We start from the raw sequence: 14,815 nt of genomic DNA, 5'->3' as shown, positions 1-14,815 counted from the left end.
GCTCCTCTAGAGGTTCATCACGCGAAGGCACTCGCACCCATCAGCACTTGCTGAGCCGGGCGCACAGTCCAAGCACCCTCTGGAGTACTCATGACCCAATCCCATCTTTCTCTGTCGCTCTCGGATCTCACCTTCATCTGGCCGGACGGCGAATCAGTCTTTTCCCACACCAATTTTGTATTCCCCAGTGGCCGTGTCGGTCTCGTGGGACTCAACGGATCGGGAAAGTCGACTCTGCTGCGATTGATCGCAGGAGAGCTCTCACCGGAATCCGGATCCGTGACCGCTTCCGGCGAGGTCGGCTACCTCCGTCAGGACATCACACTCGATCCGAGCGTTCGGGTGGATGACATCCTCGGTATCCACGAACTCCGAAACGCATTGCACCGCATCGAAACCGGCGACGGCTCCGAATCCGACTTTGCGCTCGTGGACAACAACTGGGATATCGAGGAGAGCGCTCTCTCCACCTTGCATCGACTCGGCCTCGAGAAGGTGGCTCCGGATACCGCAGCATTGAGCCGAACTGTCGGCACCCTCTCCGGCGGAGAGACCGTCCTACTCGGCCTGACCGCAACGCTGCTGAAGAATCCACAGGTACTGCTCCTGGACGAGCCGACCAACAACCTGGACCGCGACGCTCGATCACGAGTTCATGCTGCAGTCCAACAGTTTCCGGGAACCGTACTGATCGTCAGCCACGACCGGGAACTGCTCGACACCGCGGAGTACACGATCGAACTACGTCGGGGGGATCTCCGCGTGTTCGGCGGCAACTACTCGCACTACCAGGAGGTCGTGACCGCTGAGCAGGAAAACGCACTCGCCACCGTTCGCGACGCCAAGGCCGATCTGGCAAAGCAGAGCCGCGAGCTGATCGACGCTCGAACGAAACTGGACCGGCGTAAGCGCTATGGGCAGAAGATGTTCGAGAACAAGCGGATGCCGCCGATCATCGCGCAGACACGAAAACGTCAGGCCCAAGTTTCAGCGGGAAAGCTGGCCCTCAACCATATCGGGAAGGTGGACGAGGCCAAGTCTGTCCTGTCGGAGGCAGAGGAACTCCTTCGAGACGATCGCGAGATTCGTCTGGATCTGCCTGCTACAGAGGTTCATCCGGGGCAGCAGGTTGCGCGGCTCGACGAGGTGACGTTGCAGAGCGGCCAAGTGGTATCGCTCCAGATCACCGGGCCGGAGCGGATTGCGATAGTGGGACGCAACGGAATCGGCAAGACGACGTTGCTCGATGCACTCGCCGCGTCGACTCCGTTCGTAGCCTCTCGTGCGCTCCCCCAACGTCTCGACGTGTTCGACGAGGACCTCTCGGTGGCGGACAACGTCGCGTTGGCCGCGCCACACGCGACAGCCGAGGAGATTCGCGGGCAGTTGGCACGGTTCCTTTTCCGGGGAACGGATTCCGACGTATCGGCATCCGCGCTCTCCGGCGGTGAACGATTGCGTGCGGCGTTAGCCACGATCCTGCTGGCCGAACCCGCGCCCCAGCTGCTTCTTCTCGACGAGCCGACCAACAACCTGGACCTACCGAGTCTCGCCCACCTCACGCAGGCACTTTCCGATTTTCGCGGCGCCATGGTGGTGGTGAGTCACGATCTGCCGTTTCTGCGCGACATCGGTATAACGCGGTGGATCAGCATGGACGAGAATGGTATTCGAGACATCGATCCCGAGTAGGCCGACGGTTGACGCTATCGGTGCTCGACGGTCTGGCCTACCGTGGGGCGATGTGCCTTCACCTCGACGCAACCGCCGCGCTGTCGCTCGCAGGTTGGGTTCGCGAAGAACCTACTCGATCGGCCTCTGCCCCAGTTCCGCAACCACTGGTCGGCGGTTGTGACCAACTCGTAGTGTGGGCGAGTTCGTTCTCCGTACTTGCCAGTTCCGACGACCAGGTGTGGTTTCTCTCGGCGGAGAACTATGCCGGTGGCGTTGGCGTCAGCGATGAGGCGTTTCCCTGGAATGCGTTCCGGCACGAGAGCCTGGCGGTCGCTTCCGGGCCGGCGGAACGCGCGGCGATCAACGCCTTCTGGTCCACTCACCTCCCGGTCCTGATGTCGGTCCGCAATGGGTACGAGTACTTGGCGCTCGCACCCGACGGTCAGGTTGTCCGTGGAGGAGAGCCGGAGTTCGAGGAGGTCACCATCGTCGCCGCTGATTTCGAGGCTCTGATTCGGGGCATAGCCGCAGGCGTCAGCACTGCAGACCCCTCCACCGATGCATTGCTTGGAACAGTGGGTACTGCCCCGCCGGGCAGTGACCGGTAGCTCTGAGGGAGGCCGAGTTGACGGCCCGACTGTTCGTCAGAGTCCACGCCATCCGTCGAATGGGTCCGGACGACTACTCGAGTTCACGTGCGTAGCAACTGGCACCCATACTGGACGGGTGTTGCACGACGTGAGAAATCCGGTGGACGGTGCGCGGATCACCTATCAGATCGTGGGCGATGGCCCACCCCTGTTGATGGTGCACGGCACAGCGTTGTCGCGCTCCATCTGGCGTGGCTTCGGGTACGTCAAGGCACTTCAGGAGCAATATCGTCTGATCCTCGTCGACATGCGGGGTCACGGACGCAGTGACAAACCACACGACTCCGATTCGTATGCAATGGATCTGGTGGTCGGCGATCTCCTGGAGATCCTCGACACGGAGTCTCCGTTCGAACCGGCACACGTCCTCGGATACTCGTTCGGCGGACGCTCGGTGATGTCGCTGACAGTCGAGCACTCCGAACGGGTGCGATCGCTGACCGTCGGGGGCGGTAGCAGCCGACCGATGACGGGCGCGTTCGACGCATTGTTCTTCCCGGGTTGCATCGACGTACTCGAAAGCTGCGGTATCGAGGGATTTCTGACCGGTTGGGGCGTGAGGCGCGGCAAACCGGTGGATCCTCAGACTGCGACTGCCTTCCGAATCAATGATGCCCTCGCGCTCGCTGCCTACATGCGCCGCGCAGAGAAGGAGCACGGCATCGACGACGCCGTGCTGCAACGGATCACCACACCGGCGTTGTTGTTCGTCGGATCGAGAGATCGCGAGCGCCTGCCGGATACCGAGCATCTCGCGTCGCTGATCCCGGACAGTGCCTTGACTGTGATCGAAGGGGCTGACCACGCAAGCGCAGTCGCAGACTCCGATGCTGTACTGCGTGCGCTCATTCCGTTCCTGAGCCGACAGTAGTCCGCCTTCAACCTCTCGCTACTGCGATGTGAGCACTCTCGACTCCAACGCGGTCACCGGTGGCTGCCGCAAGTCCAAGCGCCTCAACAACTGGGCATTCGCGGCAACGACCACAGTGGATACCGACATCAGGATTGCTCCGACCTCCATCGGCAGCACGAACCCGACGGGCGCCAGCACTCCCGCAGCGAGGGGAACCGAGATCGCGTTGTATCCCGCTGCCCACCAAAGGTTCTGAACCATCTTCCGGTAGGTGGCGCGGGACAGCTCGATGACCGAGCTCACCGAACGCGGATCATCGCTGGCCAGAACAACTCCCGCCGACGCGATCGCCACGTCGGTTCCGGCACCGATCGCGATGCCCACATCCGCCTGGGCGAGTGCCGGCGCATCGTTGACCCCGTCACCGACCATCGCCACGCGGTGGCCCGCAGCCTGAAGCCGAGATACCTGCGTTCCCTTGTCCTGCGGAAGCACTTCGGCGAAAACTTCGTCGATCCCGAGCCTGCGAGCCACCGAATGGGCCACGGCCTCCGCGTCTCCGGTGACCATGGCCACCCGCACACCGCGAGCATGGAGGGCGTCGACGGCCAATGCTGATTCCGGGCGAATCTCGTCGGCCAATGCCAATGCGCCGATTACCTTCTCGTCACGCACTACATGCAGGACGGTCGACCCGTCACTGAGCCACTCTTCGGTCCCCGGGATCGCGGTGGCCCCGACCGATCGCAGCATCCCCGGTCCGCCGACACCGACGCGTGCACCGGCGACGTCCGCAGCAACCCCGATCCCGTTGTGCGCCTGAAAGTCGGAACCCGAAGTGAATTCGAGCGACAACTCCCGCGCCGCCGCGACGACGGCGCGCCCGAGTGGATGTTCGCTGTCGAACTCGACGGCAGCCGCTGCGCTGAGAACGTCGTCATCGGAATACCCGTCGACACCGCGTACACCGACCACTGCGGGCTCCCCCTTGGTGAGAGTGCCGGTCTTGTCGAAGAGAACGGTGTCTACGTTACGCATCGCCTCGAGGGCCATGCGGTCGGTGATCAAGATCCCAGCCCGAGCCGCCCGTTCCGTCGCGATCGAGACGACCAGTGGAATCGCCAACCCGAGCGCGTGCGGGCAGGCGATCACCAGAACGGTGATCGTCCGGGTGACTGCGCTCTCCGGGGTGCCCCAGATACTCCAGGCGATCGCGGTCAGCACTGCCGCGCCGAGTGCGTACCAGAACAGCAGAGCAGCGGCCTTGTCCGCCAACACCTGCGCGCGACTCGACGAGTTCTGGGCTTGCTCGACCAGGCGCCGGATACCGGCGAGCGCGGTGTCTTCTCCCACGGCGGTGACTCGAAGCCGAAGTGCCGAGTCGGTGGCTACCGTGCCGGCCACCACCTGATCTCCGACAGTCCGGCGGACGGTCTTCGACTCGCCCGTAATCATGGATTCGTCCATGTCGGCGCTTCCCTCGACCACCGTTCCGTCCGAGGGAACACGGGCGCCGGGACGAACTATCACCAGGTCGCCGGTCGCCAGAGCTGCGGTGGGCACGGTTTCCACCGATTCCCCCACCACCCGTTCTGCCTCGTCGGGCAGCAAAGCGGCAAGTGAATCCAAGGCGCTCGATGTCTGACTGAGCGAACGCATCTCGATCCAGTGGCCCAACAACATGATCACGATCAGAAGCGCGAGCTCCCACCAGAAATCGAGAGTGTGATCCACCCAGTGCAGACTCGCAGCCCATGACGCGAAGAAGGCCACGGTGATCGCGAGCGCGATCAACAGCATCATTCCCGGCTGCCGAGAACGGATTTCGGCAACAGCGCCGGTGAGGAACGGCTTGCCACCCCAGAAGTACATCACCGTGCCGAGTACCGGTGAGATCCATTCCACCAGAGAGTTTTCCGGCAGTGTGTACCCGACCAGATCAGCGAACATCGCGTCTGCCGCAACGACCGGAACCGCGATGACCAGCATGACTGCAAACAACGTCCGGAACTGTGCGACGTGATCCCCGTGACCACCGTGTGCCCCATGCTCCATCTGGCCATGGCTCATCTCGCTATGCTCCATCTGGCCATGGTCCATCTGACTGTGATCCATGTGGCGGTCATCCCCTCGCGTGTGATTGCAGCACAGCACCGGTCAAGCCATCAGCCTCGAACGTATGCCCAGGTAGCCACCCGAGCAAGGTCACGCGGCCAAGGCCTCCTGTTCAACTCCCCTTCAACATCGCTTCCATCTGAGTGATTTCCGCCTGCTGACCGGCAATGATCGCTTCTGCCATCTTCTCCGCCGACGGGTCGAGCCCGTTGTCGAGTTCGGTCTGGGACATGGTGATGGCACCCTTGTGGTGCTCGATCATCATCGTCAGCCACAACTTGTCGAACTCCGCGCCACTGGCATCGGTGAGGGCGGTCATGTCGTCGGCCGACATCATTCCCGGCATCTCGGCCATCCCGACGCCGTGTCCCGCGTGCGCCGACTCATCCATGCCCTCCATCGAACTCGACGAAGGCTCGGTGCGTCCCCACTCCGTCAACAATTCGGTCATCTGAGCCATCTCCGGGCCTTGCGCTGCCTCTATCTGCGCTGCAAGAGAGAGAAGTTCGGCATTGTCGGTTCGACCGTCGACCATCCTGGCCATGTCCAATGCCTGCGCGTGATGCGGGTACATCCCTTCGAGAAACTCGATGTCGGCGGCATTGACACCCGCAGGAATCTCCGACTGTGCTGCAACACTGGTTGTTTCGGAAGAATGGTTGATGCTCTCCCCGGAGTTGTCCGAGCATCCGGCAATCAACAGTGCTGCCGCTGCCACAACCGGAACGAACCGCGCGGCGCTCTTCCTGACCGTCAAAGACATGTTTTCACTCCCGAGAATTGATTCTGTTCGATATGCACTGCACCACAATTGATTTGACAAGAGTGCTGCACATGCACAGTTGCCACGTTACCGGCGAAAATCCACCGCGAAGCCCGATAACCGGCTCGAACAGGCTTCCTTCATCGAATCTTCACAGTCGAGTGGAAACCACCACGCGCCAGCAATGCAGACACGCAGTCGACTAACCTCGGTCTGATGAGCGCCGAACTACGACCTGGCGAGGAACCGGGGCGCGTTCTTGTCGTCGACGACGAGACTGCCCTCGCCAAGGTTGTCGCCAACTATCTGACACGCGAAGGATTCACCGTGCGCCTCGCCCACGACGGGCCGAGCGCAGTACGTTCGGTGCGCGAATTCGAGCCCGCGCTGATAGTGCTCGATCTAATGCTCCCGGGCTTCGACGGCATGGAAGTCTGCCGACGAATCCGTACCTTCTCCGATGCGTACATCCTGATGCTGTCCGCCCGCGGTGAAGAGTCGGACAAGGTGACGGGTCTGGCGGCCGGCGCAGACGACTACGTGGTCAAACCCTTCGGCCCCCGCGAACTGGTTGCGCGAGTGAAAGCACTGCTCAGACGGCCACGCGCGTCGAGTTTGCTGCCAAAAGTGCTGCCGACGCCTCCCGGACTCGACATCGACGTCCTGGCCCGCACGGTCCGTGTCGACGACACCCTGGTCGATCTCACTCCCACCGAGTTCACCCTGTTGTCCGCGCTTGCATCCCGACCCGACGCTGCCTGGAGTCGGGCCGAGATCATCACCTCGGTGTGGGGCTCGTCCTGGTTCGGGGACCAGCACATCGTCGACGTCCATGTGCGTGCATTACGCCGCAAACTCGGCGACGACGCGACCGATCCTCGGTTCATCAGAACCGTCAGGGGCGTCGGATACTCCCTGAGGTCGTCATGAACGAGGTCGTGATGAAGAAACTCGGGCTACGCGGAAAACTGCTGCTGGCGCAGCTTGTCGTCCTGTTCGTCTCCTGCCTCGCCATCGCCGCAGTCGCCATTGCCGTCGCTGCCCCGCTCTTTCACAACCACCTCATGATGGCCGGCATCGAAGACTCGAATGTCCGTACCCACACCGAAGAGGCATTCGCTCAGACCATGACCATTGCTCTGTTGTGCGGGATCGCGGTCGCACTGGTAGGCGCAGGCATCGCCGCGGTCTACATCGTCCGACGCATCACGGCCCCGATCTCAACGCTGGCGGAGGCGGCGCAAAGCGTCGCAGACGGGAACTTCGACGTGACTATCGGCAGGTCCGACGTAGATGCCGATTTCACGCGTCTCGAAACTGCCTTTGCCGACATGGCGGCACGCCTTGATCATTCGGATCGGGTCCGCAAACGCCTGCTTGCCGATCTTGCCCACGAATTACGCACTCCGGTATCGACTTTGGCTGCGTACGTGGACGGCATCGAGGATGGCGTCCTCCCCACGGACAACTCTTCATGGTCGGTCATGCGCGATCAACTCGAAAGACTGCGTCGGCTCTCTTGCGATCTGGCGGACGTCTCCGCGGCCGACGAACACGCTCTCGAACTCGATCGCCGAGATGAGAAGATCGACGACATCGTTTGCAGCGCAACGGCAGCAGCGGCGCCACGTTTCGCCGATCGTGGAGTCGAATTGACGACCGCGCTACCTCCGCAACCGATCACGGCCGAGGTCGATCGCCAACGAATCGAACAGATCCTCGCCAATCTGCTCGAAAACGCGTTGCGGCACACTCCGAGCGGAGGTTCGGTGACGGTGACACTCGCACGGGAGGGTGACCACCTCTCGGTGTCCGTCACCGACACCGGTGACGGAATTCCCGCAGACCAACTCGAATCAGTCTTCGACCGTTTCCATCGCGGTGATCGATCCGACGGTTCAGGTTTGGGGCTCACGATTGCGCGCAGCCTCGCGCTCGCACACGGCGGCGATCTGTCGGCGCTCCGAAACGAGCAACCTCTCGGCAGCACGCTGATCCTCACCTTGCCGACAGGTTTCAGGCTGCCGCTTTGAACGGATCGTGCTCGGCGATCAGCTTCTCGAGTCGAGCCTCGTCCACTCGAACCCTGACTGTGGATGCCTCCTGCTGATCACGAATCACGTTGGCCAACGTGAACGTACTGGTGACCAAGAACAGCAAGGACATTCCGAGAAATCCGCGTTGCCACGCATCGATCGGAAGATACGCAATTCCGAGGAGGGTGCCGACAAAACTGACGGCAAAGGCTATTCCGGCCTGAAGATAGAAGGCTGCAGTGGTCTTCGAGGGTGTTGTCGGTGTGCTCATGCTTCGAAGTCTGCTCGCCCATCCCGGCACTCGGATGCGTAGTCCTACTCGAGTGCGCACGGTACTTCCCCGGCAAAAATCAGATGCCGTCACCCATCCTGGTGGATAGTCTCGGTCCGGTATCCGGAGTTGTTCCAGAACAGTCAGACGGCAGGAGTGATCGATGACCCGCAGACATATCGCCATGGTGAGCATTCCGGCGCCGGGCCACGTCAATCCGAGCCTGGCGATCATCGCGCGTCTCGTCGCCGCCGGTCACCGCGTCACCTATGCCAACGACGAGTCGATGCGTGAGATCATCGAGGCGACCGGGGCCGAATTCGCACCGTACGTCTCCACGCTGCCCAGCCTCGTCCCTTCTCCCGACGGCGCCGAACCGGAGAAGAGCTGGGACGGGGATCTGATCGATCAGTTGACGATTTTCCAGGACGATTACGAGTCGATGCTGCCGCAGCTACGCCGAATCTACGAAGACGATCGCCCTGACCTCTTTCTCTACGACATCGCCGGCATTCCGGCACGAATACTGGCTCAGCAGTGGGGCGTTCCCATCATCCAGTTGTCGCCGACGTACGTTGCCTGGGACGGTTACGAAGCCGACGCCGCACCGATGTACGACGAAATTCGTTCCGATCCGAGAGGCGGTGACCTGCTCGATCGGGAGACCCGGTTCTTCCGCGCCGAAGGCGTCGAGGTCGATCCACGTGAGTTCACCGGACGCCCACCCCGTGCAATCGTGCTGATCGCAGAATCGATGCAGCCCAACGCCGATCGCGTGAACCGCGACGTCTACACGTTCGTCGGCCCCGCACTCGAACCGAGCAGTCAACCTTGGGTGAACCCGGATCCCGAACGCAAGCTCTTGTTGATCTCGCTGGGTTCAGCATTCACCGATCATCCGGATTTCTACCGCACCTGCGTCGAGGCTTTCGGCCAGATGGACGGCTGGCACGTCGTCCTCCAGATCGGAAAGCAGGTGCAGATCTCAGATCTCGGACCATTGCCCGACAACGTCGAAATACACCGTTGGGTACCGCAGTTCGCGATTCTGCAGCAGGCCGACGCGTTCGTGACCCACGCGGGTATGGGCGGATCCAGCGAGGGACTCGTGACCGGGACACCCATGATCGCAGTGCCGCAAGCCGTCGATCAGTTCGGCAACGCCGACTCGCTCGTCGACGCCGGTGTCGCAGTACGCGTCGACAGCGCTACCGTCACGGCAGTAGAGCTTCGTGAGGCGCTGACTCTGGTGAGCGCCGACGAGTTCCGCCGACGCAGCGCGGAGTTGGCAGAAGAACTCGCAGCGGCGGGCGGTGTGACCCGTGCCGTCGAATTGATCGAAGCCGCTCTACCCGGCAGCGGGCCCAGATAATGTCTGCTACCAGTGCCAGGCGTCGCCGCCCACGTTCTTGATGGTTCGCTGCAGCACAGTGATGGTGGTGACAAACTCCTCTTCGGTGATTCCCTGCATCCGCTCTTCCTGCAGCATCTGCTGTACCCGCGCGGCGCGATCGAACTGCTCGGAGCCCGCATCAGTCGGGCGAAGGACAGACCCGTCTTCGCGCGCCCACCCCAGTTCGAGGGCAGAGTCGACGGCGTCATCGATCACGTCGGTGGATTCGTTCGGACCGATCGTCCGCAAGAGGACAGCGCGCTCCACTCCTTCAGGGTGCAGCGAAAGTTGGTGCAGGACCCACCACCCCGGCTGGGTGACACCGATCGCTTCGAGTGCTCCGCGCGTGCGCGTGCGAATCGCTTCACCGGCTCGCGCGGTCCAGAATCCGATCGGCTGGTTGGCCGGTGGCTGCATCGCTTGTTTGTTCATGCATACGACGATAAAACCTCAACGGAAGTTAAGGTCAACCACCAGCGAGGTGAAGTTCTACATATGTTGCGTGATTGCTCGGCCGATAATGCGGGCGGCGTCGGGGAACTCACCCGGGTTCGGTCCGGCGTAGTTGAGCCGCAAGAACTTTCCAGTCGGTTCTGCCGGGAACCAATCGTCACCGGCCCCGACGATGACGCCGGCCGACCGGCAGTCCTGCACCACGCGTTCGACGTTCGTGGTGTCCGGGAGCCGAAGCCAGAGGTTGAGTCCGCCTTTCGGTACGGCATCGAGGTGAGCGTCCGGCGCGTGCTCGCGCAGACTCGAGACGAGGAGGTCGCGTCTGGCCTCGAGTTGGTGACGAAGCCTGCGCAAGTGGGTTCGCCAGGCCGGTTGGGTCACGACGTCGAGCGCTACCGCTTGCAGCATCCCGCTGACGTACATCGAATCTGCCTGTGTATCAGCCAGAATCCGCTCGTACGCCGGACCCCGAGCAATCAATCCGGCAACTCGCACCGACGGGGACACGCTCTTGGTCAGCGCACGAAGGTAGACGACGTGACCGCTGTCGTCTCGTGCAGCGATGGGGCTGGGATCTGCGGTGATTCCGAAGTCGAGCGCCGAACTGTCCTCGATGAGGAATGCGCCGTGCCGACGGACGGTGTCGAGAACCTTGTCGGCCAACGACGGCGACCACAGCGCTCCGGTCGGACTCGCGAAGCTCGGTTGTGCGTAGAACGCACGGGCACCGGTCTGTTCGAATGCACGCGAAAGCTCTTCAGGATCAGGCCCGTTGGCGCCGCTGGAGATCGGAATGACCGTGACTCCTGCCTGCGCGGCGGCCAGGATCGCACCCCAGTAGGTCGGCGATTCCATGAGCAACGGACGCCCCTCCCCCACCAACGCGCGAAAGGACGTCGCAAGCCCGCCCTGACTGCCGGGAAGTACAACCACGTCGTTCGGCCCCGGCGGCGTGATCCCGGCAGGAGTGGCGGAACCCAATTCGGAGGCAAACCAGGACTGCAGTTCCGGAAGCCCGGCAGCGAGGGGCCGATTGAACACGGCGTCGGTTCGCGTCGCCCTGGTGAAGGCTGCACGAACCAGACCTTCCGGCAACAGCTCTCGGGCCGGATAGCCGGAATGCAGCGCGATCACGTCGTTGGAGGTGGACTGCAGCGCCATGGGCAGCTGCAGACGATAGTTCGGCGATCCAAGCGCCGCTGTCTGCCACCCGTAGTCGTTGGGTCGCACGACGCGCGCCGCGCGCACGAAGGTCCCCACACCGGGACGAGCCTCCACAACCCCCTGAGATACCAGTGTTCGCAGCGCCTTCTGCACGGTGACCGGACTCGCCCCGTGCAGGCTGACGAGCGACCGAGTGGACGGAAGCTTCGCGCCTGGAGGAGCCGTCGCGATCCACTCACGCAAGGCTGCGACAATCCTCGAACTGCTATCATTGGACATGTCGAATCATAGTAGCGCTACTCCTCTTTCGCCGCTAGCGCTATCTCGAATCAATGTCCGTTTCCAGACCGAACCCTGAGGCGCCCTTCTCATCTGAAACACAACTCGCCCACCCGAACCGGAGGTACGTAACCGCGTGAACACACCCATCGATCAGGCCCGCAAGCTCGAGAATGTCAGGTACGACATCAGAGGGCGAATTCTCGACAAGACCGAAGAACTCGAGGATCAGGGACACACGATCCTGCGACTCAACGTCGGCAATCCGGCCCCCTTCGGGTTCGAAGCTCCGGACGAAATCATGATGGCCATGATCCGCAATCTCCCTACCGCGCAGGGATATTGCGATTCTCGCGGACTGTATTCGGCGCGCACTGCGGTGGTCCAGTACTACCAGACGCGGGGTATCACCGACGTCACCGTCGACGAGATCTATCTCGGAAACGGTGTGTCCGAACTGATCACCCTGACGATGCAGGCCCTCTGCAATCCAGAGGATGAGATCCTGATTCCCGCTCCCGACTATCCCTTGTGGACGGCTTCGGTTTCACTTGCCGGCGGCACGCCCGTCCACTACCTCACCGATGAAAGCCAAGGCTGGGCACCGGACTTCGACGATCTGGAAGCTCGGATCACGCCGCGCACCCGAGGGATTGTCGTCATCAATCCCAACAATCCGACGGGCGCCGTCTACTCGACGGAGGTGCTGCAACGCTTCGTGGATCTAGCGCGCAAACACGATCTGATGCTCTTCGCCGACGAGATCTACGAAAAGATCGTCTACGACGGCCGATCCATGACAAACCTTGCGACGATGACCGGGCGAGACGTTCTGTGTCTGACGTATTCGGGACTGTCCAAGGCCTACCGCGTGTGCGGATTCCGAGCCGGATGGCTGGCCGTCACCGGACCACTCGAGCGGGCGTCGAGCTTCATCGAAGGCATCAAATTGCTGGCCAACATGCGAATGTGTGCCAACGTGCCGGCGCAGCACGCTATCCAGACTGCACTCGGCGGACGCCAGTCCATCGAGGACCTGTTGCTTCCACAAGGTCGGCTGACGGCCCAGCGCGATCTCGCACACACCACGCTCAACAGCATCGACGGGATCAGTTGCCAACAGGCCGACGGGGCGCTGTACCTGTTCCCCAAGCTCGACGTCGACAAGTTCGGCATCGTCGACGACGAGAGGTTCGTTCTCGATCTACTGGAATCGGAGAAGATTCTTGTCAGCCACGGTCGCGCGTTCAATTGGATCGAACCCGATCACTTCCGGTTGGTGACTCTCCCCAACACCGACGATCTCTCGACGGCACTCGAGCGACTCGGCAACTTCCTCAGTTCCTACAGCCAGTAGCCCTGGGTACCGGGCCCACATACGACTGAACGCCGACCGGATTTCCGGTCGGCGTTCAGTGGTGAAAATCAGCAGGCGATCAGGCAGTGACGATCGCGTCGAGGGCCGAGTAGAACAAGCCCAATCCGTCGTCACTGGGACCGGTGAGAGCCTCGGTGGCGTGCTCGGGGTGCGGCATCAAACCGACGACCCGGCCGTTGGCCGAGGAGATGCCGGCGATACGACGCTGCGAGCCGTTGGGGTTCTCCTCCGAGTAACGGAAGACGACGCGGCCTTCGCCCTCGAGTTCGTCGAGAACCTTCTCGGACGCCTGGAAGCGACCTTCACCCGACTTCAGGGGGATGAGGATCTGCGCGCCGGCCTCGTATCGCGAGGACCACGCCGTGTTGTTGGCTTCGACCGTCAACCACTCGTCGCGGCAGATGAAGTGCAGACCCTGGTTACGGGTCAGGGCACCGGGCAGCAAACCTGCTTCGCAGAGGATCTGGAAACCGTTGCAGATGCCCAGGACCGGCATGCCGCCCTTGGCTGCTTCCACAACCTTGCCCATCGCGGGAGCAAAACGTGCGATCGCGCCGCAACGAAGGTAATCGCCGTACGAGAATCCGCCAGGAACGATGACCGCGTCGACACCCTTGAGGTCTGCATCGCCGTGCCAGAGTTCGACAGCTTCACCGCCGGCCAGGTTCACTGCCCGCGCCGCGTCGATGTCGTCGAGCGTGCCGGGGAAAGTGATTACTCCGATACGTGCGCTCATGCCTCGACTCGCCTGACGGTCCAATCCTCGATCACCGTGTTGGCCAGCAGGCCTTCGGCGATCTTCTCGAGTTCGGCGTCTTCGACACTGCCGTCGATCTCCAACTCGAACCGCTTGCCCTGACGGACATCGGATACTCCTGCAAAGCCCAGGCGAGACAGTGCCCCGACAATTGCCTGTCCCTGGGGGTCGAGAATCTCGGCCTTGGGCATGACTTCGACGACGACACGGGCCACGTGCTGCTCCTCGGTACTAGTGCGCGAACCCGGAGTGAAACGCTCGGGTGATGGCCAGTTTACCGGGCGGACCCGAGATGGTTCGCATCGAGTGATCGGGGCGTGACGGCCACCACCTGTGAAACCCGCCTGCGAGTCCCTTCGGGGCGGCGCATACTCGAAATCATGCGACTGACACATTTTGGCCATTCCTGTGTGCTCGTGGAGTTGAACGGCTCGAAGATCCTCTTCGATCCCGGCAACTTCTCGCACGGATTCGAAGGCATCACCGGCCTCGACGCCATCCTCGTGACACATCAACACCCCGATCACGCCGACCCGGCGCGGCTGCCCGAACTGGCCGAAGCGAATCCCGACGCCGTGCTCTACAGCGATCCGCAGACGGCTGAAAAGCTCGGTGGGCGCTGGACCGGCGTCCGGCCGGGCGACCGGTTCAGCATCGGCGACGTCGAGGTGACCGGAACGGGCGGAGAGCACGCAATCATCCATCCGGACCTACCGATGATCGACAACACCGCGTTCCTCCTCGGTGACGCCACCAACCCGGCACGGTTCATGCATCCCGGCGATTCCCTCTACGTCCCCGAACAAAAGATCGACGTTCTCGCCCTCCCCGCCGCCGCACCGTGGCTCAAGATCTCGGAAGCCATCGACTACCTCCGCGCGGTGGCGCCGCGCGTTGCGGTTCCCATTCATCAAGCGATCATCCGCGACGAGGCCGCAGGCATCTTCTACGGTCGCTACTCGGAAATGGCTGCCGACGGCACCGAGTTCCGAGTTCTCGACGAGGAGTCGAGCGTCGAAGTCGCCTGAT

The 14,815-nt window shown here is 62.3% G+C and carries 15 protein-coding genes; 8 read left to right on the top strand and 7 right to left on the bottom strand.

Annotated features, from left to right (window positions below):
- The first annotated feature begins 90 nt into the window (after positions 1–90).
- The 3 genes from A0W34_RS05100 (at position 91) to A0W34_RS05090 (ending at position 3,195) form a co-directional block, all read left to right on the top strand.
- On the top strand, positions 91–1,692 hold the full coding sequence (locus A0W34_RS05100; RefSeq protein WP_081557415.1) for an ABC-F family ATP-binding cassette domain-containing protein: 1,602 nt from the start codon (positions 91–93) through the stop codon (positions 1,690–1,692).
- Between the two features lie 8 nt (positions 1,693–1,700).
- Positions 1,701–2,282 (top strand): hypothetical protein, encoded by a 582-nt coding sequence (locus tag A0W34_RS05095; protein ID WP_232329987.1) that lies wholly within the window; start codon positions 1,701–1,703, stop codon positions 2,280–2,282.
- Positions 2,283–2,424: 142 nt separating this feature from the next.
- Positions 2,425–3,195, top strand: a complete 771-nt coding sequence (locus tag A0W34_RS05090; protein WP_081558753.1) for an alpha/beta fold hydrolase — start codon at positions 2,425–2,427, stop codon at positions 3,193–3,195.
- A gap of 18 nt (positions 3,196–3,213) precedes the next feature.
- Here A0W34_RS05090 and A0W34_RS05085 read toward each other — a convergent pair whose 3' ends face one another.
- Together A0W34_RS05085 and A0W34_RS05080 are read right to left on the bottom strand one after the other, a co-directional pair.
- The gene (locus A0W34_RS05085; protein WP_081557414.1) at positions 3,214–5,292 is read right to left on the bottom strand and encodes a heavy metal translocating P-type ATPase; all 2,079 of its coding nucleotides are present in this window, start codon (positions 5,290–5,292) and stop codon (positions 3,214–3,216) included.
- A 112-nt stretch (positions 5,293–5,404) separates the two neighbouring features.
- Positions 5,405–6,055, bottom strand: a complete 651-nt coding sequence (locus A0W34_RS05080) for a DUF305 domain-containing protein (protein WP_081557413.1) — start codon at positions 6,053–6,055, stop codon at positions 5,405–5,407.
- Positions 6,056–6,271: 216 nt separating this feature from the next.
- Here A0W34_RS05080 and A0W34_RS05075 point away from each other — a divergent pair, with 216 nt between their 5' ends.
- On the top strand, positions 6,272–6,985 hold the full coding sequence (locus A0W34_RS05075) for a response regulator transcription factor (protein ID WP_081557412.1): 714 nt from the start codon (positions 6,272–6,274) through the stop codon (positions 6,983–6,985).
- A complete protein-coding gene (locus A0W34_RS05070) occupies positions 6,982–8,088 on the top strand; it encodes a sensor histidine kinase (protein WP_087503886.1) in 1,107 nt (368 codons plus the stop codon). The genes A0W34_RS05075 and A0W34_RS05070 overlap by 4 nt, the downstream gene beginning before the upstream one ends.
- Here A0W34_RS05070 and A0W34_RS05065 read toward each other — a convergent pair.
- Positions 8,072–8,362 (bottom strand): YiaA/YiaB family inner membrane protein, encoded by a 291-nt coding sequence (locus tag A0W34_RS05065; RefSeq protein ID WP_081557411.1) that lies wholly within the window; start codon positions 8,360–8,362, stop codon positions 8,072–8,074. The two genes, A0W34_RS05070 and A0W34_RS05065, sit on opposite strands and share 17 nt — an antisense overlap.
- 163 nt (positions 8,363–8,525) lie before the next feature.
- Here A0W34_RS05065 and A0W34_RS05060 point away from each other — a divergent pair, with 163 nt between their 5' ends.
- Positions 8,526–9,734, top strand: coding sequence for a macrolide family glycosyltransferase (locus A0W34_RS05060; RefSeq protein WP_081557410.1), 1,209 nt, complete (start codon positions 8,526–8,528; stop codon positions 9,732–9,734).
- 6 nt (positions 9,735–9,740) lie between these two features.
- Here A0W34_RS05060 and A0W34_RS05055 read toward each other — a convergent pair whose 3' ends face one another.
- The gene (locus A0W34_RS05055; protein WP_007734451.1) at positions 9,741–10,187 is read right to left on the bottom strand and encodes a MarR family winged helix-turn-helix transcriptional regulator; all 447 of its coding nucleotides are present in this window, start codon (positions 10,185–10,187) and stop codon (positions 9,741–9,743) included.
- Positions 10,188–10,244: 57 nt separating this feature from the next.
- Positions 10,245–11,651, bottom strand: coding sequence for an aminotransferase-like domain-containing protein (locus A0W34_RS05050; RefSeq protein WP_042452643.1), 1,407 nt, complete (start codon positions 11,649–11,651; stop codon positions 10,245–10,247).
- A gap of 136 nt (positions 11,652–11,787) precedes the next feature.
- Here A0W34_RS05050 and A0W34_RS05045 point away from each other — a divergent pair, with 136 nt between their 5' ends.
- Positions 11,788–13,008 carry a pyridoxal phosphate-dependent aminotransferase gene (locus A0W34_RS05045; protein ID WP_058227295.1) on the top strand — a complete coding sequence of 407 codons (1,221 nt, stop codon included), beginning with the start codon at positions 11,788–11,790 and terminating at the stop codon, positions 13,006–13,008.
- Positions 13,009–13,087: 79 nt separating this feature from the next.
- On the opposite strand, the gene purQ is transcribed toward A0W34_RS05045, so the two are convergent.
- Both purQ and purS read right to left on the bottom strand, forming a co-directional pair.
- A complete protein-coding gene (purQ, locus tag A0W34_RS05040) occupies positions 13,088–13,765 on the bottom strand; it encodes a phosphoribosylformylglycinamidine synthase subunit PurQ (protein WP_003945887.1) in 678 nt (225 codons plus the stop codon).
- Positions 13,762–14,001, bottom strand: coding sequence for a phosphoribosylformylglycinamidine synthase subunit PurS (purS, locus tag A0W34_RS05035; RefSeq protein WP_003945817.1), 240 nt, complete (start codon positions 13,999–14,001; stop codon positions 13,762–13,764). Before purS ends, purQ begins: the two co-directional genes overlap by 4 nt.
- Before the next feature lie 165 nt (positions 14,002–14,166).
- Between purS and A0W34_RS05030 the strand changes: the two genes are divergently transcribed.
- Entirely contained in the window at positions 14,167–14,814 is a 648-nt protein-coding gene (locus A0W34_RS05030) for an MBL fold metallo-hydrolase (protein ID WP_054781003.1), read from the top strand.
- Position 14,815: the final 1 nt, after the last annotated feature.

Source organism: Rhodococcus sp. BH4, assembly GCF_002079265.1.
GTDB classification, from domain to species: Bacteria; Actinomycetota; Actinomycetes; order Mycobacteriales; family Mycobacteriaceae; genus Rhodococcus_F; species Rhodococcus_F qingshengii.
Note: the sequence above shows the minus strand (reverse complement) of the source record. Positions and strands in the feature narration are given on the sequence as shown.